At 59.0% G+C, this 22,450-nt stretch carries 19 protein-coding genes and 1 tRNA gene; 4 read left to right on the forward strand and 16 right to left on the reverse strand.

What is annotated here, in order from left to right; genetic code table 11:
* Nucleotides 1–29: 29 nt before the first annotated feature.
* The 5 genes from NMG70_RS06855 to NMG70_RS06875 form a co-directional block, all read right to left on the reverse strand.
* A tRNA-Gln gene (locus NMG70_RS06855) sits at nt 30–104 on the reverse strand.
* Nucleotides 105–366: 262 nt separating this feature from the next.
* Nucleotides 367–1,050, reverse strand: a complete 684-nt coding sequence (locus NMG70_RS06860) for a GntR family transcriptional regulator (RefSeq protein WP_254023830.1) — start codon at nt 1,048–1,050, stop codon at nt 367–369.
* Nucleotides 1,051–1,192: 142 nt separating this feature from the next.
* Nucleotides 1,193–1,417: an acyl-CoA carboxylase biotin carboxyl carrier protein subunit gene (locus NMG70_RS06865; protein ID WP_254023831.1), complete on the reverse strand. Its 225-nt coding sequence runs from the start codon at nt 1,415–1,417 to the stop codon at nt 1,193–1,195.
* Nucleotides 1,418–1,454: 37 nt separating this feature from the next.
* Complete coding sequence (locus NMG70_RS06870) at nt 1,455–3,533, reverse strand: 5-oxoprolinase/urea amidolyase family protein (protein WP_254023832.1); 2,079 nt, start codon at nt 3,531–3,533, stop codon at nt 1,455–1,457.
* On the reverse strand, nt 3,530–4,396 hold the full coding sequence (locus NMG70_RS06875; protein WP_254023833.1) for a 5-oxoprolinase subunit B family protein: 867 nt from the start codon (nt 4,394–4,396) through the stop codon (nt 3,530–3,532). Before NMG70_RS06875 ends, NMG70_RS06870 begins: the two co-directional genes overlap by 4 nt.
* Nucleotides 4,397–4,643: 247 nt before the next feature.
* Here NMG70_RS06875 and NMG70_RS06880 point away from each other — a divergent pair, with 247 nt between their 5' ends.
* On the forward strand, nt 4,644–5,957 hold the full coding sequence (locus tag NMG70_RS06880) for an aspartate aminotransferase family protein (RefSeq protein WP_436798357.1): 1,314 nt from the start codon (nt 4,644–4,646) through the stop codon (nt 5,955–5,957).
* A gap of 151 nt (nt 5,958–6,108) precedes the next feature.
* On the opposite strand, the gene NMG70_RS06885 is transcribed toward NMG70_RS06880, so the two are convergent.
* The 6 genes from NMG70_RS06885 to pxpA all read right to left on the reverse strand — a co-directional run bounded on the left by NMG70_RS06885 (nt 6,109) and on the right by pxpA (nt 12,562).
* Nucleotides 6,109–6,873, reverse strand: a complete 765-nt coding sequence (locus tag NMG70_RS06885) for an ABC transporter permease (protein WP_254023834.1) — start codon at nt 6,871–6,873, stop codon at nt 6,109–6,111.
* Between the two features lie 81 nt (nt 6,874–6,954).
* Nucleotides 6,955–7,866 (reverse strand): ABC transporter permease, encoded by a 912-nt coding sequence (locus NMG70_RS06890; protein ID WP_254023835.1) that lies wholly within the window; start codon nt 7,864–7,866, stop codon nt 6,955–6,957.
* Nucleotides 7,867–7,944: 78 nt separating this feature from the next.
* Nucleotides 7,945–9,147 carry an ABC transporter substrate-binding protein gene (locus tag NMG70_RS06895; RefSeq protein WP_254023836.1) on the reverse strand — a complete coding sequence of 401 codons (1,203 nt, stop codon included), beginning with the start codon at nt 9,145–9,147 and terminating at the stop codon, nt 7,945–7,947.
* Nucleotides 9,148–9,159: 12 nt separating this feature from the next.
* The gene (locus tag NMG70_RS06900) at nt 9,160–10,296 is read right to left on the reverse strand and encodes an ABC transporter ATP-binding protein (RefSeq protein WP_254023837.1); all 1,137 of its coding nucleotides are present in this window, start codon (nt 10,294–10,296) and stop codon (nt 9,160–9,162) included.
* 33 nt (nt 10,297–10,329) lie between these two features.
* Nucleotides 10,330–11,823, reverse strand: coding sequence for a TCP-1/cpn60 chaperonin family protein (locus NMG70_RS06905; protein WP_254023838.1), 1,494 nt, complete (start codon nt 11,821–11,823; stop codon nt 10,330–10,332).
* A 13-nt stretch (nt 11,824–11,836) separates the two neighbouring features.
* A complete protein-coding gene (pxpA, locus tag NMG70_RS06910; RefSeq protein ID WP_254023839.1) occupies nt 11,837–12,562 on the reverse strand; it encodes a 5-oxoprolinase subunit PxpA in 726 nt (241 codons plus the stop codon).
* Between the two features lie 143 nt (nt 12,563–12,705).
* Between pxpA and NMG70_RS06915 the strand changes: the two genes are divergently transcribed.
* Both NMG70_RS06915 and NMG70_RS06920 read left to right on the forward strand, forming a co-directional pair.
* Complete coding sequence (locus NMG70_RS06915; protein ID WP_301555132.1) at nt 12,706–14,070, forward strand: acetyl-CoA carboxylase biotin carboxylase subunit; 1,365 nt, start codon at nt 12,706–12,708, stop codon at nt 14,068–14,070.
* A 103-nt stretch (nt 14,071–14,173) separates the two neighbouring features.
* On the forward strand, nt 14,174–15,217 hold the full coding sequence (locus NMG70_RS06920) for a tartrate dehydrogenase (protein WP_254023967.1): 1,044 nt from the start codon (nt 14,174–14,176) through the stop codon (nt 15,215–15,217).
* Nucleotides 15,218–15,334: 117 nt separating this feature from the next.
* On the opposite strand, the gene NMG70_RS06925 is transcribed toward NMG70_RS06920, so the two are convergent.
* The 5 genes from NMG70_RS06925 to NMG70_RS06945 form a co-directional block, all read right to left on the reverse strand.
* A complete protein-coding gene (locus NMG70_RS06925) occupies nt 15,335–15,682 on the reverse strand; it encodes a RidA family protein (RefSeq protein ID WP_254023840.1) in 348 nt (115 codons plus the stop codon).
* Nucleotides 15,683–15,808: 126 nt separating this feature from the next.
* Nucleotides 15,809–16,840, reverse strand: a complete 1,032-nt coding sequence (locus NMG70_RS06930) for an aldo/keto reductase (RefSeq protein WP_367185507.1) — start codon at nt 16,838–16,840, stop codon at nt 15,809–15,811.
* 135 nt (nt 16,841–16,975) lie between these two features.
* Nucleotides 16,976–18,106 carry a substrate-binding domain-containing protein gene (locus NMG70_RS06935; protein ID WP_254023841.1) on the reverse strand — a complete coding sequence of 377 codons (1,131 nt, stop codon included), beginning with the start codon at nt 18,104–18,106 and terminating at the stop codon, nt 16,976–16,978.
* Nucleotides 18,107–18,170: 64 nt separating this feature from the next.
* Nucleotides 18,171–19,244 carry an ABC transporter permease gene (locus NMG70_RS06940; RefSeq protein WP_254023842.1) on the reverse strand — a complete coding sequence of 358 codons (1,074 nt, stop codon included), beginning with the start codon at nt 19,242–19,244 and terminating at the stop codon, nt 18,171–18,173.
* Nucleotides 19,241–20,779 (reverse strand): sugar ABC transporter ATP-binding protein, encoded by a 1,539-nt coding sequence (locus NMG70_RS06945; RefSeq protein WP_254023843.1) that lies wholly within the window; start codon nt 20,777–20,779, stop codon nt 19,241–19,243. Before NMG70_RS06945 ends, NMG70_RS06940 begins: the two co-directional genes overlap by 4 nt.
* A 132-nt stretch (nt 20,780–20,911) precedes the next feature.
* On the opposite strand from NMG70_RS06945, the gene NMG70_RS06950 reads away from it, so the two are divergent.
* Complete coding sequence (locus NMG70_RS06950; RefSeq protein WP_254023844.1) at nt 20,912–22,369, forward strand: NAD-dependent succinate-semialdehyde dehydrogenase; 1,458 nt, start codon at nt 20,912–20,914, stop codon at nt 22,367–22,369.
* The last annotated feature ends 81 nt before the right edge of the window (nt 22,370–22,450 follow it).

Here is a 22,450-nt window from a genome sequence, read left to right on the forward strand (position 1 = left end):
CTATGTGTCCAGAATGGACCTTTTGAGTTTGGCTGGGGCGCCAGGATTCGAACCTGGGATTGTCGGTACCAAAAACCGATGCCTTACCACTTGGCTACGCCCCAACAGTCAGTACATGCGCGCTGCGCGCGGCCTTATAGGACGAGCAGACGCAAAGCTCAATGCCGAGAATAGCAAGGCGCGGAACTGATCCACCGGTTCCCGCAGCGTTCGCATAGCATCGTCTGCTGTCGGGCGACGCGCCTATTCACCCCCAACTCATTGCTGGCCGGATCTCGCCCCTGACCCCAGGGTGGCGCGCAGCGGTTTGCGATAACGACATTTGCACATTACCACATCCCGTCCAGGCGCTTCCGCGCGAGTTCCCTACGACGGTCCGGGCTGGTTCAATAGAGTCGGCTTTGCCTGGAGTTCCTCCAGTATGATGAGGCAGGCCGATTCCACGTCGGAGACGATATGGTCGCGGACCCCCGATATGTCGCCGTCCTCCAACGCCGCGATGATTTTCCGATGTTCGTCGTTCGCGATGGTCCTGTAACGGCCGTCCATGAACAGGACTTTCATGTAAGGCCCGGCGCGCCCCCACAAGTCCTGTATGATCTGAAGCAGTTGCGGCGAATCGGCACAATCATAAAGCGTGAAATGAAACTGCTGGTTCGTGGACCTATAGGTGTCGTAGTCGTCTCGCTCGAGTGCCGCTTCCATTGCTTGCAATAGCTTCTTGAGGCGGCGAAGATGCACTTTCTCCAGATATTTCGCGCCGAGTTCTGCAGCCAGGCCTTCAAGCGCACAACGGATGCGAAGGATCTCCGCAAATTTTTCGGCATTTAGCTCCGGAACCGCTATCGTCCGGTTTGGCAGCAGGTCGAGAAGCCGTTCAGCCACGAGGCGTTGCAGCGCCTCCCTGACGGGGGTCGTTGAAATGCCGTAGGTTTCGGCCAGGTTGCGTATGATAAGTGGTTGGCCCGGTCCGAACTCCGCTGCCATGAGACCCTTTTTGATGGCCTCGTATGCGTGGTCGTTCAGTGTTTTATACTCGATCTTCGACAATGGACGCTCTCCCCAAGTTGATATATGATATAGTGCAGTCCGGGGGGGGAGACAATAATTCTCTTATACCGGGCGCAGGGCCGCCCCGGCCTTGTACACAACGTCTGCTTGTATGTCGCGACGCAGCGGTTCGACCAGCGCGCTACTGGTGTTCGATGACCACGGCCACGGCACCGGCATCGACACCCTCCTGGCCTTCCGAAATGTTGATCGCAGAGACCTTTCCTGCCACCGGGCTTGTATGGGGCACTTCGGTTTTCATCAACTCCATGATGAAGAGCGTCTGGCCGGCTTCTACGATGTCGCCGACGGATGCCATGACTTTCCAGATATTTCCAGGGGTATCCGTCAAAACGTTGGTTTGCATGATCTTGTCCAAGCCGGTGGAAATTGTTTGCTGCAGGTTACTGAATGCCGCAAGCATTGCGGAAAGCTGAGCGTGCATCCCTTTCGGAAATCGTCGCGTACTGCTGCAGGGCGAGCGACGCCCGAGGGTTGTTGCGAAGGATATAGGCGCTGTTCTCAGGGTAGAGCTTCGATCGCCATTCCGTAATTGTGACCGTCATCGCGTTCCTCGTGTTGATGAGGTCGAAAAGGATATCGATCTCCTCATCGAGGAGAGGATTGACAGCGTGGTAGGCGGACAGCAGCTCAGTCGCAAGCGAAAGCGGATGTCCTGAACTCGTCACCTGGTACGAGCAGGCGACTGCCACGTCGTAAATGACCGGCGTGTCGACCACATCGCCGAAGTCCAATATGCCGCTCACTCTGTCGTGCTCGGATTGATCCACCAGAACGTTGTGGGGGTTGAAATCGTTGTGGACGACTTGATGCCGCAGCGATGGCTCGATCACCTTCACATGATCGCGGAAGCGGCACATGGTTTTCTCGACCAGCTTCCGTTTGGCGGCATCGCTTATGGATTGCGTGTGCTCTTCGAGCTTGGCGGTATTCTTCAGGTCCCAAAGGATTCCATGTCCGGCAGCAGGATGAGTGAAGTCAGCCAGCGCCAGCGACAGGCCGGCGAGGGAAGCACCCAGCGCCTTTCGCTGTTTGGAGGTGGATTGCGTCATGTGCACGGGCACACCCTGGAGATAGCTGAGCGTGCGTGCGACATGTCGATTGCCATCGATGTGCAGCGTGATCTGGGAAGCGCCGTCAAGTGACCGGATCACTTCAGGAACGGGAACGTCGCAGGACATCGAGGCGACATGGTCGAGAGCCTTGTTCTGCAGGTCGACAACTGCTGGGTCTTCCGAGGAATTGGCTACCTTGAAAACGAACTCGCGACCGCCGTGTGCGGCCACGACATGGGCGGTCAGATCGCGTTCGCTCGTAAGCAACGTCACGGCGCCCCGGATTCCATAGTTCTTCGCGAGCACATCCTGAATGTCGCCCAGTGACATCTTGGGTGATTGTGTCCTGAAAGCCGACGGGGGCGGCGTCGCCAAGGCAGACGGCATCTTTCCTCTCTTCGGTGTTGGGTCCGCCAGTTCCGGGGGATTGAAATCCCCGAGAAGCGTCTCGATTCTGCAGCGTCGGTCGAGTTCGCGGCGCATGGCGTTGGCCTCGGCCAGATCGACTTTCCTGAAGCGCACTACGGTGTTGGGCCGCAGGTGGGCAAGCTTCCAGAAGGCAGCCCTCGGGATCGTGAATGGATTTATGAAACCACCCGCGCTGGGTCCGTCATTGATGAGGATGATCGGCGTCTGCCCCGCGAGATTGACGGCGCCGAGCGGGTAGCCATGGTCTACGATGTTGGAAGCGTCCTGGCCGTGTTCGGGCAACTTGTTGAGGGCTTTTTCCGCAAATGTGAAGGTTGGACCGGAAAGACGGATGCCGGTGCGATTGCTGCGAGCCTGCACCGACCATTCGCTTGCGAAAAACATGTCGATGGCGGCTTCGTCCAGCCAGTCGTCATTAGGTCCGGGCATGCATTCGACAAGGGCCGCCGAGCTTTCGCCGATCGCGGGGCGGGCCTCCTCAGGAACCCTGAGATGGCCTGCGGAACCATTGGCGGATGCGAGCGGGATCGTTTGACCGGCCTTGAGCGCGAAGCCATCAATGCCGCCGACACCGGCCATATGGAACGTCGAACGGGAACCCAGCACCGGCGGTGTGTCGATGCCGCCCGCAAATGCCACGTAGGTCCGGGCGCCGGTCGTTGCCGCGCCCATGGTCAGGATCTGCCCGGTCTTGACCGGAACTGTCACCCACATCCGGATCGGCACACCATCGATGGCTGCTCCCATCGGTGCCCCTGCTATGGCAATGAATCCATCGGCGTTGAAGCGCAGCGATGGTCCGAGGAATTGGCACTCGAGCGCCGCCGCGTCGCGGTCGTTGCCGACCAGAAGGTTGGCAAGGCGGAATGACCATTCATCCACCGGACCGGATGGCGGAAATCCTTGGGCCCAGAAACCAAGACGACCGGGAAGCTCCTGGATAGAAGTTTCAAGGCCTGGCTTGATGACTTCGATCATCGGCCGTCCTCCAGAATGCTGTCCCGCCACTGTCGGTATCGCGCCACCGAGAATGTTTGGTACTCGACACAGGGGTGTTGATACGTCCCGTCCGCGACCTTGCGTTCCACATGGTCATATTCTTCGCGATCGATTGGGACGAAGCGAACGCGGTCGCCGGCCCTGAACAGCGCGAGGCTGTCCTTGAAGGCGGGCAGACGGCCCTCGCGGTCCCAAATAGGCATGGGTGTCCGTGCGAAGATCTGGTAGCCGCCGGGCGTACGGTCCGGATAGATGGATGTCAGGCCGCCGCCGAGCCCAATGGTGCCTTTTGGGGTCCACATCCTGGGAGGATTGTATTTCGGCGCGATCAGCCGGCTACGCGGATCGAGCGGCATCAGCGAGCAGAGGCCCGGCCAGAAACCCAGGGCAGCCACCCAATACTCTGTTCCAGAGTGGACCCGCATCAGTTCACGGCGGTCCGCCAGGCCATTGATCTCGCACAAATAGTCGGGGTCCAGCACCTTATCCCTTACTTTTGCGCGGTACTCCTCGACGCACTCCGCCGTCCAGGGATCGAAATAAAACAGCGGCACGTGGAAGAGCCGGCTCTCACGTTCCGAGGCCCCCGATCCGGTCAGCGAGTGACGCACGCCTTCTATCTCACGCACGATGTCGTCGTAGCCGATACGGTCGGGATCGTAGGACACCTGAAACGACGCCAGCTCGGGTATGAGCTCGATCAATCCCGCGATGCCCGCCTGCTCGACTGCTGCCGCGAGATTGTGGACGATGACATTCAGGTCGAATGTGAGTTCATTTCCTAATTCCACCTCGATGAAGCGGTCTCCGGCAATGCGATACCGCGGCTCGTCGTAAATCATAGGGCGACCTGTCCAGAATGTTGATATAACATATATCTCCACCGCGTCGGCCTGTCTAGGTTGATGACGACCAATAACTCGACTTGACTGGTGTATGGTGCATCATATAGCAGAGCTTGTCCGTGTCATTTTGCAAGCGAAGCCCGTGTCCGCCTCACGCTGGCTGTCGGAGCGGTGGCGGCGTTCAGAGAGCTGACGATCAGCGATGCGTGGGCAAGGAGACGTGTGAATGTCCAAGAAGATCGACCTGTCCATGCCGAATGCATTTGTGCCGGGGCAGGGCAACTTGAGTTCAGAAGACGATGCCATGGTCGCCCGGCGCTACAGGCTGCTGGGACCTGCGTACCGGCTGATGTACGAAAATCCGCTGCATCTCGTGCGCGGCGAAGGTGTTTGGCTCTACGACGTCAATGGCAGGCCCTATTTGGATGTGTACAACAATGTCACCTCGCTCGGGCACTGCCACCCGCGGGTTGTGGAAGCGATCCGCGAGCAGGTTGGCATACTTGCCACGAACACCCGGTACCTTCACTCGCTGATCCTTGATTATGCCGAAAGGCTGCTCGCCACGTTTCCGTCGGCGCTCGGTCATGTCATGTTTGCCTGTACTGGAAGCGAAGCCAACGATCTCGCCTATCGCATCGCGAAATTCCATACAGGCGGGACTGGCGTGATTGTCACGGATATGTCCTATCACGGTATCAGTGACACGGTTTCCCAGTTCTCGCCGTCGCTTGGGAAATCGGTCAATTTGGGCGTCCACGTGCGCACGGTCCCGTCGCCGCACGCCTACCACTACCCACATTGCGATATCGGCGCCAAATTCACTGCGGATGTGAAGTCCGCTATCGACGATCTGCTGCGCCACGGCATCAAGCCAGCGATGCTGATTGTCGACAGCTTGTTCACCAGCGATGGCGTCCTGGCCGATCCAGGAGGGTTCCTGAAAGGGGCGGTAGACGCGATCCGAGCGGCCGGGGGGATCTTCGTCGCTGACGAAGTGCAGCCTGGATTCGCACGAACCGGCGACTTCATGTGGGGCTTTCAACGCCACGGCGTCGAGCCTGACATGGTTACGCTTGGAAAGCCGATGGGCAACGGGCAGCCCATTTCCGCTACGGTGATCCGTCCGGAGATCTTGCAAGAGTTTGGTGAAAACGCGCGCTACTTCAATACCTTCGGCGGCAATGCCGTGTCCTGCGCCGCTGCATTTGCAGTGCTGCAGGCAATACAGGATGAGAAGCTCCAGGAGAACGCGCGTGTCGTCGGTGCTCACATGGCCGAGGGACTTTCGAAATTGAAAGCTCGGCATGACATTGTCGGCGACGTTCGCGGCGCCGGCCTTATCTTCGGCCTGGAGATAGTAACTGACCAGACAAGCGCAAAGGCGGGCAGGGAGGCAACGACCCGCGTTGTCAATCGGATGCGCGACGATGGCGTACTGATCAGCGTCTGCGGCAAAGGCTACAACGTCCTGAAAATACGTCCCCCGCTGGTTTTCTCGCGCGAGAACGCGGATATGTTCCTTGCAGCGCTTGATAGGGCACTCGCCGCCGAATGAAGTGACTTCGGCTATCGACTGCGGCGATCGCTGCAACTGCGGCCTTGAGCAGATCGCCGGGTATGAAGGCAAGCGATCCGCATGCCACCCCCGCATGCCACCACTAAGAACGGTGTTCCTGCAGCCGCAAACGGGGCGGCATTACGCAACGTCATGACTTGTCGATCCTCGCATAAAGCACCCAGAAAACTCCGGCCAACAGCGGTAGTGTCACCAGCAGTATGATCGTGGCTAAAGCGAAAATAATCGGAACCTGGGATTGCTGGGACGCCGCCATCGTCCAGTTGTAGATAGGCATGGTCGTCGACGTGCCGCGAAGGAACATGGTTCGCAGCACTTCATTGAACGACAGCAGGAAGCCAAAAAGGCCAGCTCCTACTATGCCGGGACGCAGGATCGGCAACTCGATGTCAAGGAAGGTGCGCAGCTTCGAGGCTCCGAGATCCTCTGCCGCCTCCACCAGTCTATGGTCGAAGCGAGATGTGAGGACAAGAACGACCAGCAGGCCAAAGGGAAATGCCCAAATAAAGTGGCCTGCAATGATCGACCAGTATCCGAGCTTTAGCCCCAACATCGCCCGGAAGACGATGAAAAGCGCTGCACCCATGGACATTCCAGGCACGAAGAGAGGAATCACGCAAAGCAACAGTTTGAGCCCCGACCGCTTGGCGTTCGGAAGGTGCCGCCCCACAAGCGTGGCGGCGATCGCACTGACGATGCCGACGAAAACAGCAATGAGCAGGCTGATGCTGAACGGAGCCACCCACCTTGTGTCGTCGACAAGCGCTCGGTAATTGTCCATCGTCAGGGGCAACGGAATGCCGGAAAGCGGGCGCTCGCTGATCGACATCAGGGCCAGCCAGGCGAGCGGAAAATAGATCAGAAAGATAAACAGAAGGCCGCCCCATTTGGCCATGACAGTCCAGGCCGTCCAGTCTCCGAGCTGCGTCCGTGTCGGGCGAACCGCCGGATGATCGATGGCGAGCGTATTCATCGGCTAGCTCCTCAAGGTCGAGAAAACGGCGCCGAGACTACCGAACCGCCTTGCGAGGATCGCGAGCGCGACCACGAGGATCGCCAGCATGAGCATGACGAAGCTGGAGAGCGCCGCGACGACCGGGTAGCGCAACGCGCTGTATGCACTTTCAACTGAATTGCTGAGCAGGTTTACAAACCCTCCGCCAAGCATGCTTGGCTCGATCCATGCGGCCAGTGCCGGTCCAAGCGTCAGGATGACGCCAGCGAGAATTCCGGGAAGTGACAGCGGTACGATGATCCTGAGCAGCGTGTCCTTGCGGCTGGCTCCCAGATCGGCGCTCGCCTGAATCAGCGCATCGTCGATTATGGAAATAGCCATGTAGATCGGCAGAACCATGGTCGGAAAATACGTGACCAGCATGCCGAAATGCACGGCCCACTCGTTGTAGAGAAGCCAGTCAACCGGACCGCTTGTCAGTCCGGACTCAACCAGAAGGTGGCTGATCAGGCCATTCTCACTGAGAATGGATCGCCAGATTATTATGCGCGACGACAAGTCGAGGAAGAACGGAATTGTCAAAAGAGCAAGGATGATTGCCTGCGTCGACTTGGCGACCCCTCCCTTGGCCAGCCACAAGGCGAACGGGAAAGCGATGAGGAACTCGATCAGCGTTACCGTGAGAGCGATTCTGAGTGTCCGCAGCGATACCGTAAGACGGCCGGAATCCAGCAACGAAAGCCACGTGTTCAAAGTCGGAGTGTAGGTCGTCACGAAACTCTTCGTTTCGAAGAAGCTGAATGAGAACAGGACGAGAAGAGGGATGATGACGAGGCAGAACCACAACACGAAATAGAGGTTGACGAGCGTGTTGCTCGCTGGCCTCAGCCGACTGAGGCTTTTGGACAGAGCACTTCTCGAAACTGCCGCCATGCTGTTCGTCCTCGAAGAAACCGCGAGTGGAAGATTGCCCCGCATTCAGCGGGGCAATCCGTTTTCAGAGGAAAGCCCTCAGGCGTTGAGGAAACGCTGCCACTCTTCCTCGATGGCATCGGAGTTCGTCGGTGTCGTCGTGCTCGTGTAGGGTTTGGCGAACTTTCGGGCGACTTTCTTCTCGGTATTGCTCAAGTTCTCGATCTCTTCCGCAGACCACCCGTTTTCCTTGGCATACTGCACGCCGAGGTCCATGTTTGGTCCGGCATAGCCACGGTCTCGAGCCTGGATCGCACGATACTCGCCACCGAGATAGTAGTTCAGCACCTTGTAGATGTTGTCGAGGTTTCCGCGCCCCTCGGCTTGAGCAGCGATGTATGCGCCGTGCCCCCACTTGAAGTAACCCTCCTTGGTGTATGCATAACGCGTTTTGTCGGAACCAAGGCTCTTGTTGGTTTCGCGGACCGCTGGTTCCCAGCAATTTATGACATCCACGGTCCCGCTGGAGAGCAGCTGTATTTGCTCCTCAAAAGCGGTGTGGAGCGTGCGGAACTGTCCGGCCTTCTTCCTCTCGATGAGGAAATTTACGACCTTCGCGGCTTCCTCGCCGGTCATGTCGGCGACATCCTTGACCCCGATCTTTCCGAGGCCCATCAGGTAGAGGGCCGCCACTCCGATCGAGTAGGTCCAGGTCTGGTCATAAGCGACGCGACCTCGAGTCTTCTCGTCATCAAACATCAGTGACCAGGAGAGTTCGTCATTGCCGTCCGACGCGGCATCCATCTTGTCTGGATAATAGCCGAAGCTGTCGGCATTGCCGATCACCGGAACGCCGTACTGCACGCCTTCCTTGTCGACCACGGTTTCGGAACGCTTCCATTCATCGGGAGTGCGGTCCCACAGCGTCAGCTCCGGATGCTTCTCGTCGATCTTGAGGTAAATACCCTGCGGTCCCAGCACGTCTTCCGTGCCGGACTCGAAGACGAAAATATCGGCATCGTCTCCCAGTTGGGAGGCGACGACGTCGCGCAGGAACACGCCGACCGAGTTGTTGGTGCCCGTGAACTCCATCGAGACGCCGGTAGACTTCTGCATGATGGACCAGTCCTTGAGCTGCGATGTCGTAACGCCATAGCCGCGCACGACATTGGATGCTGCCGCTTGAGCTGTCTCGGCAAAGCTCGTTCCGAGGACGGCCGCACCGGCAGCGACAGCCGTCGATTGCAGAAACCCGCGCCGTGTCAGGCCCAACTGCGTGGTTGTCGAAAACTTGTCCTTCATTTCATTCCCCTTTTATGTTTTGCGGTTAGCTGCTGTCGGTAGAACGATGCAGTCTTCAGCTCTCCAGCTTACAGAGCTGATCTCCTCCGGAAGGCTGGCGTTGTCCCAGGTCCGAACTTTCAATTTGCCTGCAGCGGTCTCGATATCGAGGTCGGAGTATTTTCCGCGGTACCGCTGATCGATTTTGGTGCCGGCAAGGGTATTGAGATGGCGGCATTGCTTGCGCGAAACGTCTGAATGGCTGAGGCGCTCGGCCCGTATGGCTATAGTGACCAGATCCCCCTGCGAGATCCCGGCAGGATTTGCGGCGATGCCCACCACTGGGCTGCCACCGCTCAACGCTACGCTGACCAGGTTCCCGTCGACCGATCTTGCCACCCCAGGCAGCAGGTTCTCGAAGCCCATGAACTCTGCCGCAAATGTGCTTGTCGGAAGATCGAACAATTCTGAGGGCGTTCCCAATTGCTCGATGCGCCCAGATCGCATCAGAACGATGCGATCACTCATCGCCAATGCTTCTTCCTGGCTATGAGTGATGTAGACGAACGTCGTCTTGAGCTGCCTTTGCAGATCAGTCAGCTCGTTCTGCATGTTTAGGCGGAGCCGTTCGTCCAGTGCTCCTAGCGGCTCGTCCAGCAAGAGCACTGCAGGACGCGTCACGATGGCGCGCGCGATTGCAACGCGCTGTTTCTGGCCTCCAGATAGCTGCGATACGCGACGATCCTCAAAACCTGGAAGCCTCACCGTCTCGAGCGCCTTGGATGCTTGCTTGCGCGCATCGTCGCGTGAGATGCCCCGCACGACGAGTCCGTATGCGATGTTTTCCGCAACGCTCATGTGCGGAAAAAGCGCGTAGGATTGGAAGACCGTCGTGCAATTGCGCCGCGAAGGCGGCACGCCGACGACGTTCTCGCCGCCGATCATCAGCTTGCCGACTTCCGTAGGTTGCTCAAGCCCTGAGATGACGCGCAGCAGGGTAGTCTTGCCGGAGCCACTCTCGCCCAAAATTGTCAGAAACTCTCCCTGCCTTGCGGAAAGAGAGACATTGTCGAGCGCAGTCAATTCGCCGTAGCGGTGCGTTGCACCCTCGATCTCCAGCATGGCCGTTGAGCCGGCGTTAAATTGCAAAGCGAGTACCCCATTTTTCATTTATGTTCTTGCCGACGACTCCCAGCCGCCGGATCATCTTCCAGTAAGGATAGCGTCACCTCCCAGGAACGCTTCGGCGGCCGAGGCCGCGCGCTCGAAAATCCGGGTGGTGAGAAGCAGTGGATCCTGGATCTCCACATCCACCGGAAGGGAGGCGAGCATCGCACCTGCGGCGAGAACATCGCGAGTTGAGCCGGATGCACCGGATCGGTTGTAGACGATGCGCTCATGCAAGCTGACGATGCCCGCCATCAAGCAGCGACGAGCAGCCCTGGCCTCGGGGCTGTCCGCATCAGGCACCGCTCTCGCCCACGAGCTTGCGCCACCAACAATTGTTCCGCCTTCGAGTGCCGACATCGTCGACGAGACGGCGCGCCTGGCTTGACTGAGCATTGTCTCCGACTCGCGTGAGCCAAATTGGGCCAGCAGCAGTTCGGCAAAGCTTCTTCGCAACCACGCGGCACGCCGCACCAGCCGCTCCCTGTCGAGGGATAGAAGCCGCTTGCGATTCGCTTCGGCAACGAGTGCGCGGTTTCTGGCGGTGCAGGCCTCCGCGGAACCGGCGGGATTGCGTAAATGGATTCGCCCTGCGCTGTACCGGAATCCGCCGGCGCGCCCGAGCATGGCAGGCCGTAGCGATGATAGGCTACTGCCTTGAAGACTGCAGACGAGTTCGGCGCTCGTGGCTATCGACACGTCCTCAAGCACGTCGGCCGCTTCCTGCCCGACCGCCCGCGGCCGAAAGGCCACCACGGCGAGGTCAGGCGATGCGCGGTTCACCGCGAGGGTCTGGCGTGCGAGACCAGTGACATCGCGCGCCAGAATGACAAGGCATTTCCCATGCGAGGCGAACGCCTCAAGCAACGGCACAAGGTGACCGAAATCATCGATGATTTCGTTGGCCACCAGCAGATAAGCATTGCTGAACTCGCAGCCTGCCATTTCGCCGAGGACCGGCTCGGCTTCCAGCAGGAAACAATCGTGAAACTGCAATTGCGGTCGGACATCGCCTCCCTTCGAGACCTCTATCAAGCCACCAGCACCGACACTGGCAGCCGCCTTGCCAATCAACCCGGCCAACTCGACATCGGCCCCGGCGGTTCGTGCGACAGCGATCAAGCTCGGTTCGGAGTTCGCTTGGCTGGCAAGGTTCGATGCGAAGCTCTCGACAATGCCGCGCAGCGCGTGACCGAGCTGCCGGCTGTCTATCCCGGCCTCGACCGCCTGCACCGCCTCGCGGAACATGGCGTGGGTCAAGACCGCGAGACGCGTTGTGCCGTCACCGAGATCGCGGTCTGCACTGTGCAAAAGCTCAGCCAGCATTCTCGGAACTGCCCGCCCCGAACCGTGATCCGGCACCATGAACCGAGCTACATCAAATCCTGTTGCGAGTTCGGTCACCACATTGCCGCCGGAGAACAGGCGCGCCCGTTTATTCGGCCCGAAACCCGCGCCAATCGCATGCATGATCGGCCCCATCGCTTTCAGGGACATTTGATGCGCGGCCGCTCCGCTGACAAAGCGCATCGCCGGGTTCCCGCTACTGCATCGCGGCCAAGGTTTCGTGGACGGTCTTCGCGACCGCCAAGGCTCCCGGCGTGTCGCTATGAACGCAGATCGACTCCGCCACCACCGACACTTCCTTTCCGTAAATCGAAGTTGTCAGCCCTTCGAGAATGGCGCGGCGCACCTTCCTGGCAACCATTTCTGCGGCGACGGGCGGATGCTCCATGGTGATGATTTGCCGACCGTCATCGTCATAGTCGAGATCGACATAGAACTCGCAAGAGAATGCCAATCCCCGGCGAGCATACACTTCCGACATCACGCAATTTGCGTTGGCGATCAGCGGCAATCCGAACATTTCCGCAGCATCCGCGATACCCATTGCGACATGCTCTTCGCGCTGGGCCATGCCCATAAGGGAGCCATGCGGCTTGATGTGGGACAGCGCCACTCCTTCGGCGCGAGCGAAGGCATCGAGCGCCCCGGTCTGGTAGATGACAAGGGCGGAGACCTCTTCCCGGGTCATGCGCATCTCGCGCCGCCCGAAGCCTTCCCGGTCGGGCAGCCCGGGATGAGATCCGATCTTCACCCCGTGCTCCTTCGCAAGGCGGACTGTCTTGCGCATGACGATCGGGTCGGAGGCGTGGAATCCGCAAGCGATGTTCGCATGCGTCACGAACGGGAGACATGCCTCGTCGCTGCCGAAACTGTAGATGCCGAAAGACTCTCCCATGTCGCAGTTCACAGTCACGCCCGTCATCCGACCTGCTCCTTTCAAGCTTGAATCGGGAGGAACTTATCACTCCCACGATACATCATATACCAACTTTAGGCTTGAAGGTGTATCATATACCAACTATGCGTCAATAATAAGGTCCAAAATTCTCGGCCAAAGGAATCGGCATGAAGAAGGTACTAGTCGCCAACCGCGGTGAGATCGCGTGCCGCATAATGAGGACATGTCACGCTCTGGGTTATGCCACGGTCGCTATTCACTCGTCCGTGGAGGATGATGCCCAGCATGTGCTGATGGCGAAGGAGAGCGTCGCCATCCAGGCAGCGACACCGGTGAAGTCATATCTTGACGGCGCCGCGATCATAGCAGCGGCGATCAAGACGGGCGCCGACGCGATCCACCCCGGGTATGGGTTTCTGGCCGAAAACGAGGGCTTTGCTCAAGCCGTAGAAGATGCGGGGCTCATATTCATTGGCCCCCGTCCTGAGACGATCGCAGCCATGGGTGACAAGGAACGGGCCCGCAGCCTGGCCGAGGCAGCCGGCGTTCCAGTTGTGCCGGGAAGCCCACGTTTTGCCGAGGGCGACCTCTCCAGGATCAGGGATGCCGGGGACGCTGTGGGGTATCCCTTGCTGGTCAAATCCTGCGCAGGCGGGGGCGGCATCGGAATGCGCGTCGTTGAACAGGCGCAGGATCTGGAGGACGCCGCCCGATCGACACAAAGTCTGGCAGCGCGCTCTTTCAATGACGGCACGATCTTCCTCGAACGCTACATCCGCAATGCCCGGCACGTTGAAGTGCAGGTTCTCGGATTCGGCAACGGCGAAGCCGTGCATCTGTTCGAGCGTGAGTGCTCGATACAGCGTCGCTTCCAGAAGATCGTCGAGGAAAGCCCGTCCCCCGGCATCGATGAAGGCGTAAGGCAGAGCATGACAGCGGCAGCCCTCGCGCTGGCGCGCAGCGTATCCTACCGCGGAGTCGGAACGCTTGAATTCATCGTCGACGGAGTGTCTCAAGACTTTTTCTTCCTGGAGATGAACACGCGAATTCAGGTCGAACATCCCGTTACCGAAATGGTCACGGGCCGGGATCTTGTGGAACTGCAACTCGCTGTGGCCTCGGGTCAGATCGGGCCGAACGACGTGCCGCAGTCCGATATCGCACTTCGCGGAAGCGCGATCGAGGTGAGGCTGTGCGCCGAAAATCCGAACCGCATGTTTCTGCCGTCGCCTGGCGAACTGCGAAACTTGTCCTTTCCCCCGCAAGGAAACGGGGTTCGGATCGAAACCGGCTACAGGGAGGGCGACAGGGTCACGCCCCACTTCGATTCACTGATCGCCAAGATCATCTGCCACGGGGCCGATAGACAGGAGGCGATCGAGCGGATGCGCAGCGCGCTCGCAGAGGTCCGGATGGGTGAGTTTGTAAGCAACCTGCCTCTGCTCCGCGCAATCATCGAGAACAGCGCCTTCCAGCGCGGTGCAACATTCACGGATTTTCTCGCGAAGAACAAGGAAGGGCTCGGACTATGACGAGGCTGGCGAGCCGGCCCAGGGGGCCGCGTCTCGGGCTGTCGATGATGGCGTTTCGCGCGAGTGCTCTAGGCAGTCGCCTGGACATCGAACGGGTTGAATGATGAACAGCTACAACATCGCACTCATCCCTGGGGACGGCATTGGCAGCAGCGTCACCGATGCGACGTGGGAGGTCCTCGGTGCGGCTGCAAAGACCTGCGGGTTCCACCTTGAAGGGAAGGAATTCCGCTGGTCCTGCGCTTTCTACAAGGAAACCGGCGCAATGATGCCAGCCAACGGCATCGAGACATTGCGGGGTTTCGATGCCATCCTGCTGGGTGCCGTCGGCTGGCCGGCAGAAGTACCGGATTCGGTCTCGCTGCACGGCCTGCTGCTGCCGATCCGCAAAGCGTTCGTCCAATATGCCAACATCCGTCCGCATCGGCTTCTGCCGGGAGTGCAGGGACCGCTAAAGTCGCAAGACTTCGACATCGTCTGCATACGTGAGAATACGGAAGGCGAGTATTCCGGGGCAGGCGGGCGCGTGCATCAAGGGACGTCCGAGGAGGTGGCGGTCGAGACCTCCATCTTCACCCGCATGGGCGTCGAGCGCATTCTGCGCTTCGGTTTCGAGCAAGCGCGCAAGCGTCGCGGCAGGCTCGCCTCTGTGACCAAGTCAAACGCCCAGAAATACTCGATGGTTTTCTGGGACGAGATGACCCACAAGCTCGCCGCCGAATATTCCGATGTCTGCGTTTCCAGCTTTCACATCGACGCGATGGCGGCACGTATGATTATGGCGCCCGAAAGCCTCGACGTAGTCGTGGCCTCCAATCTCTTCGGCGACATCTTGACAGATCTTGGCGCCGCCATCCAGGGAGGTCTCGGTTTCGCTGCCTCGGCCAACATCAACCCCGATCGCAGCGCACCTTCGATGTTCGAGCCAGTCCACGGCTCGGCACCTGATATCGCCCATCTCGGCACCGCCAATCCGATAGCCGCCGTCTGGTCAGGCGCGATGATGCTGGAACATCTGGGCGAGGCGAGCGCGGCGAGCCTGGTCATGGCCGCGCTCGAAAAGACCACCACTCAAGGCATTGGCACCGTCCCGGGCAAAGACAAGACCGACGCCATCACAGCTGCGGTTCTGGCTGCACTCGACTGATACTCGCTCGTAGCGGAGGCGAAGAGATGCCGCCGAGGATCAACCCGTGCGGCATCCCCAACATGGTTGCTCAGTTTCGAAATTCGCCCATGCAAATCTGGTCCACCATGGAACGGCCTACTTCATCGCTATGAGGACGATCTCGACGAGCGTATCCGGACTTCCAAGCGTGGCGCCGACGGTCGCGCGCGCCGGCTGACAACCCGGCTGCACCCAGGCCTCCCACGCCTCGTTCATCTCGGGCTCTTTGGACTTGTCCGACAAATAGCAGGTCGCCGAAAGCACCTTGGATTTGTCGCTTCCAGCGAGCATCAACTTCTGATCGATCGTAGAAAGCACCTCGGCCGTCTGATCCTTCAGATTGTTGGATCGATCTTGCGCCGTAACTCCGGTCAGGAAGATCATACCGTTGGCTTCGACCACGCGACTCATGTGCGCGTCAGATTCGTATCTCTTGATGGCCATTCTTCTCCGTTCTCCCATAGCAATGTTCCACCTCAGGCGAAGCGAGCAGTGAAACAGACAATCCGTCCGGTCACGACGCTCGCTCCCAGTTGATAGTGAAGACGTAAAGCGATCGGCTTTGACGTCTCAAACGGTCGGAACTGGAGCAGATTCGGGCAGCAGCCCCTCGTGCTTCAATTCCGCCCACAGGTCGTTCGGGATGGGATGCCGGATCAGGTCAAGGCACTGCTGCACCCTTTCCGGTTTCGACATTCCCACCGCGACGCTACTTACCTTTTCGTGTCCCAAGGGAAACTGGATGGCGGCCGCAGCCAGCGGGACGTTGTGGCGCTTGCAAACGTCTTCGATCCTGCTGACCTTCTGCACAACTTGGGCGGGCGCCTCCTTGTAGTTGTAGCGAGCATCCTTCTGGCTCCCTGTCGCAAGGATGCCCGAATTGAATACGCCCCCAGCCAGGATGCCGATGTTCTTTTCCACACAAAGCGGCAAAAACTCTTCGAGGGCGGTCTGTTCGTAAAGCGTGTAGCGTCCCGCCAAAAGCATGCAGTCGAAGTCTCCGGCTTTGGCAAAGCGGGCGCACATATCCGCCTCGTTGACACCTACGCCGATCGCCTTGACGTCTCCGTTGCTACGCAACTCAGTCAGCGCACGATACCCACTGTCCATGACCTGTTTGAAATACTTGTCGGCCAATTCTCGCGACCCGTGACTCCACACATCGACATCGTGGATCAGGAGAATATCCAAACGATTGGTCGCCAGTCGTTGATACGACTGCTCAACTGACCGCATGATGCCGTCGTAGGAGTAGTCCACGATCGATTCGAAATCGAGCGTGCCGAGCCAGAATCCTCTATCGATCTTGTGGCGTGCTTGCGGCTTCAACCAACGACCGACCTTGGTGCTGATTGTATAGCTATCGCGCGGAAGCTGTCTGAGCGCGTGCCCGATCCTGTAGTCGCTCAACCCGTGTCCATAAAAGGGGGCAGTGTCAAACAAGCGAATACCCGCGTCATATGCAGTGCGGACAACGCCTTCCGCAAAAGAATCATCGAGATTTTCCCACAGATCTCCGATCGTGGCTCCGCCGAACGACAAAGGATTCACCTGCAACGGCGACGAGCCGAGGGACCGCAAATTAGTCACATCCATATCCATTCTCTCTTTCTACTTCGCAGGGTGCATGACGGAAGCGTCCGTCACAACCAGACCCGCGAATTCATCTGAAAAAACTTACCGCTGCCGATTGCTGCTCGCGCGGCAGCGATAAGCCTCGTTATCGGGCAATCGACCCTAGTTCTTGCCCCACAACTTCCTGTAGGCGTCGCGGTATCCATTGTCCGGATCGTTGAGATTCTTGGGACCGCCGTCGTCGGCGATATTGTCCGGGGTCACCAAATGAACCGGCGCAACGAAGCCGCTTGGCGGCTGGCCCGCAAACGCCCTGTTCAGTTCATCGACGGCCTGCCAGCCATGCAGGCTGAGCGGCTCTGCGACCGTGCCTGCCTGGAATTGCTTCTCACGAATTCTCTGAAATGCCGCGATGCTGCCGTCGCCAGCAGAAATATTGCGTGGCCGGCCCGCCGGGGACAGCCCGGCGTTCCGAAGCGCGGGAGCGGCTGCATCGAAGTACAGATCGTTGATGCCGAGCGTGTGCGTCCACTGTTCGCCGTACTTTTGCAGAAAGGAGGTTGTGAGCGGCGGAATTCGGGCAGATGTGTCGCTAAGTGGAGTATCGACGAGCTCGAGCACCTTACACTCGCCACAGCGTTCGATCACCTCTTTCATCTTGTTCGATTTCACGATCGAGATGTCGTATGTGGAGTCGGTATAGATGACGACGCCCGCCTTTCCTTTCGATTCGTTGATCACGTAACTGGCTGCAGCTGTCGCGACGTCGTTTGCGTCCGTTGCCAGGTTGGTAAAGATGCCGATCTCGGGAGCTGAGCCGGGCTTGGCCAGCGAATGCCAACCGACGACCGTGATTCCCTGCTGCTTGGCCAGTTCAAGTCCCGGACCAATTTCCTTCGCATCGACACTTCCAAGTATAATTCCACTGGGCTTGAGTGCGATCGCCTGGTTCAAGGCGGCCGTTCGACCCGAGACGGTGCCGCGCCCATCGATCAGCCGGAACTCCCAGCCGATAGCCTTTGCGGCTTCCTTCACGCCTTCGCCTACACCGAGAACGCCGCCATTCTGTTGATCGGCGGAAACATACACGACCAACTTGTCGGCTTGAGCCTTGGGTCCAGACGTCGGCCCGGTCCATTCGGCCTGCCGACCTGTGGCTGTGGCCACTATTTTTGCGGCTTCCGCGAGATATTCTTGCGCGAACGCGCGCTCCACGGCGAAGCTCGACATGGAAAACGCAAGTAGGGCAATAGTCATTGCGCGTGGATGATTGAAAGTATTATTATCCGGCATTTTCAGTTCCCCTATGATGTGATTAATACTCGGTGTTTCAGTGAAACACGCTCCATCGCGTCGCTTAAGCGCTTCTCTTTTTGTCGTTTCTGCCGTCTTTTACCTTGGCTCTTCTGCGACCCGAATGACTGGCCAGCCCGATAGCCACGATTAGCGTGGCCCCATTGAACAGCGGCTCGACGTAGAACTCACCGCCGAACTGCTGAATTCCCGAGATGCCAACGGCGAGAATGCTCACACCAATGAGGGTGCCCCAGACGTTCACACGCCCCGGCCGGATGGTCGTCGATCCCAGGAATGCTCCGACGAGCGCGGGGAGCAGAAACTCCAGGCCTACGCTCGCCTGCCCAATGCGCAGCTTGGATGCCAACAGCACGCCCGCGAACGCTCCCAGCACTCCCGAGACGACGAAAGCGAGAATGACGGACGACCTGACGCTTATGCCATTCAGTTGGGCGGCTCGTGGGTTGGCGCCGATTGCGTAGAAATAGCGCCCGAGCGGGAGGTATTCCAAGGCTACCCACAACGCTAATGCGATGGCCAGCACATAGAATGCGGGGAGGGGTATGCCAAATATGTCTCCCGCATTTATCAGCAGGAAGCCGTCCGGCAGGTGACCAACCACCTGCCGACCGCCTGTGTACCAGAGGGAGATCGCATAAAGGATCGTCCCCGTGCCGAGCGTCGCAATGAAAGCATCGATCTGAGCCAATTCGACAAGCAGGCCGTTTATCACCCCGAGAATGGCCCCCAGGAGCAATACGATGAGCACTGCGACTGGCCACGGCAGATCGCTTTGAACAATCAGCGCAACGGCCAGAATATGCCACAAGGCGACCCCGTATCCGACGGACAGATCTATTTTGCCTGTCACCATCGGCACCATTGCCGCGAGCGCCAATACCGCTATGACCGCCTTGTCTCCCAGTATCGCGCGAACATTCAGAAACGTCGGAAATGTCTGCGGCAGGAGGATCGAGAAGAGGGCTATCAGCAGGACCATTATGACAGGAAGGCCGTATACGGGCAGCCACCGGACAATTTTGTGGGCGATCCTGCTTGGGCCGCCCCCCGCATAATCGTCGGGACCCGGCTCCAAAGCATCGGATCGTATCGACTGGCCATAATGATTGGTCATGTAATTACCTCGAACTCGTGCTTTGACCTTCGTGACAATCCAGACGCGGCATGGATCAGCGTTTCCATCGATAGCTGCTCGCGCGCCAGTTCGGTCGCCACACGCCCGCGGTTGAACACGAACGCACGATTGCAAACATTGGCCACTTCTTCGAAATCAGCCGAGATCATCAAAATCGCGGCGCCGCGCTCGAGCGCTTGGTTGAGGAGACCGTAGATCTCGGCCTTCGCCCCGACATCGACGCCCTGCGTCGGATCCTCAAGGATGAGCAACTGTCCGCCATAGTCGAGCCATCGCGCGAGAACGACCTTCTGCTGGTTTCCTCCGCTAAGGGAATTGATGCTCAACTCGGGGTCGTTGGGACGAACTGAAAACCGTCCGGCCAGATCGCGCGCCTGGCGCCTTTCAGCGGCGTTGGACATCAATCGCAGAGGCTTTCGTCCACGCATACCGGGATTGATCATCAGATTTTCGCGAATGGAATTGCTCATCGCCAGGCTCTCTTCCTGACGGTTTCCCGAGACGAAGCCGACGCCCGTCGCCATCGCGTCTCGCGGCGATCGAGGGGTCAGGGAGCGACCATTGAGGTGCATCGAGCCGTCGACTACCGGCTCCAGGCCGAAGAGAACACGCCCGATCAACTCCTGGCCTGCGCCGCGAAGACCGGCCAGTGCCACCATCTCCCCGGCCCGAACCTCGAGCGATACCGGCCCCACCTCACCAGCCGAAAGGCTCCGCAGCACCAGCACAGGCCCGGCCTCGGGTGGCGGCGCCTTTGAGAATACCTCTGACGGAGGTCGCCCGACGATCATCAGAACCAGATCCTGGGCGCTTGTCTCTGAGACAGGACGATCGCCGACGAGCTTGCCGTCGCGCATGACGACGACGCGATCCGCCAGGCGATAGACCTCGTCCAATCTGTGCGACACGTAGATTATTGCGACACCGCGTTTGCGAAGCCGCTCCAGGACCTCAAACAGACGCGCGACGTCCTCTTCTGGCAAGCTCGCCGTCGGCTCATCCAGGACCAGCAGTTCGGCATCGACCGCCAGCGCCCGCGCGATGGTAAGCAGCGACTTCTCTGCCCTGGATAGCCTGAACACTCGCTGCCTGGGGTCGATTCCGCCGCCCACCACCTTGAGAGCCTCGGCAGCCGAGCGCTCCACTTCGTTCCAGTCGATCAGGCCCCACCGACGAGGAAAACCCGTCGCCATCGCCATGTTCTCGGCAACCGTCATCCATTCGATAAGGCCGAGGTCCTGATGGATAAACGAGATCGGATGGCTTTCGGCGTTGCCATCAAGCTGCCGGCCATTGACGAGGATTTCGCCTGCGTCAGGACGATGGATGCCGGCGAGTACCTTGATCAAGGTCGACTTGCCCGCGCCATTCTCGCCGAGCAGAGCGAGGATCGATCCACGCTCCACGTCAAAGCTGACATTGTTGACCGCTACCGTGCCGCCAAACTTCTTTGTCACCCCGCGAAAGCTGACGATCGGAGAACTACCTGAAGTTGTGTTGCGGCCGATTTCCATTAGCCAGCTTCCTTTTCGGAACGCGCCATCGGACGAAAACTTTCCGGTTTGTGAGCCCAGCATAACTAGGCAAGCGCACCTGTCAATGGTATATGTTGCATAATATATCATTTGAACTCGTGGAGCCTGTTAATGAACCTCAAGGATGCATCGCTTCTCAAAAGTCGCTGTCTTGTTAATGGAGAATGGATCGGCAATCCCGAAATCGTCGTCGAGAACCCGTCGACGAATGAGGCGATAGGAAGCGTGCCCAGACTTGGCGGCGCAGATGCGCGGCTGGCCATAAAGCACGCTCAGACCGCATTCCCTCATTGGTCCAGGATGACTGCGAAAGAGCGCGGCAAGATCATCCGCCGCTGGTACGAACTCATGATTGAGAACAAGGATGATCTGGCACTCATCCTCACAAGCGAGCAGGGCAAACCCCTCGCTGAGGCCGCCGGCGAGATCGATTACGCTGCGAATTTCCTGGAATTCTTTGCCGAGGAAGCAAAGCGGGTCTACGGCGAAACGATTCCTTCCCACAAGGCGAACGCCCGGATCGTCGTTACCAAGCAGCCGGTCGGGGTCGTGGCGGCCATTACGCCCTGGAATTTTCCTGCGGCTATGATCACTCGCAAGGTGGGAGCCGCGTTGGCGGTTGGATGTACGGTGGTTTGCAAGCCGGCCACCGAAACGCCGCTAACGGCCCTGGCGCTCGCCGAACTGGGGCAGCGCGCCGGTATCCCCGCCGGCGTCCTCAATGTAATTACTGGAAAATCGTTCGAGATCGGAGAGGAACTGACATCAAACCCGGCGGTGCGCGCGGTTACGTTTACCGGATCGACGGAAGTCGGGAAAATCCTGATGCGACAGTGCGCTTCAACGATCAAGAAGGTAGCGCTCGAACTGGGTGGGAACGCTCCGTTCATTGTGTTCGATGACGCCGATCTCCACGCAGCTGTGAAGGGCGCCGTCGAAGCGAAATTCCGCAACACCGGCCAAACCTGCGTCTGCGCGAACCGAATCCTGGTGCAGTCCGGTGTGTATTCCGTCTTCATCGAACTGTTGGCGAAGGAAGTCGCCAAGCTGAAGGTAGGCGACGGGACCGGTCGTGGCGTGGTTCAGGGACCATTGATAAACGCAGCGGCTGTTCGGAAGGTCGAAGAGCACATCAAGGACGCCGTTGAACTCGGCGCCGAGATCGTCGTTGGCGGCGAGCGACATGAATTGGGGGGCAACTTCATACAACCCACCGTCCTAAAGAACGTCACGACCAGTATGCTGTTGACCCGCGAGGAGACTTTCGGACCGTTAGCCCCCGTCTGCAAATTCGAAACGGAAGAAGAGGCGGTTGCACTCGCGAACGATACGCCGTCGGGCCTTGCCGCATATCTTTACAGCAGGGATATCGGCCGCTGCTGGCGCGTCGCCGAGGCTCTCGAGGTTGGCATGGTTGGCGTGAATGAAGGCCTTCTGGCAACCGAGCTGGCCCCGTTTGGTGGCGTCAAGGAGTCGGGGCTCGGCCGAGAAGGCTCTCACTACGGGATCGAAGAGTTTGTCGAGGCCAAATACATGCTGGTCGGCGGCTTGGGTATTCCGACGGCATGAGATTGCCGAGGCGTTGGCAGGATCACCGCCAACCGTCGCAGACTGGTGTCGATCTGATTTCCATCGGCTGGTTGACTCACA

Source organism: Mesorhizobium ventifaucium, assembly GCF_935822925.1.
GTDB lineage: Bacteria > Pseudomonadota > Alphaproteobacteria > Rhizobiales > Rhizobiaceae > Mesorhizobium > Mesorhizobium ventifaucium.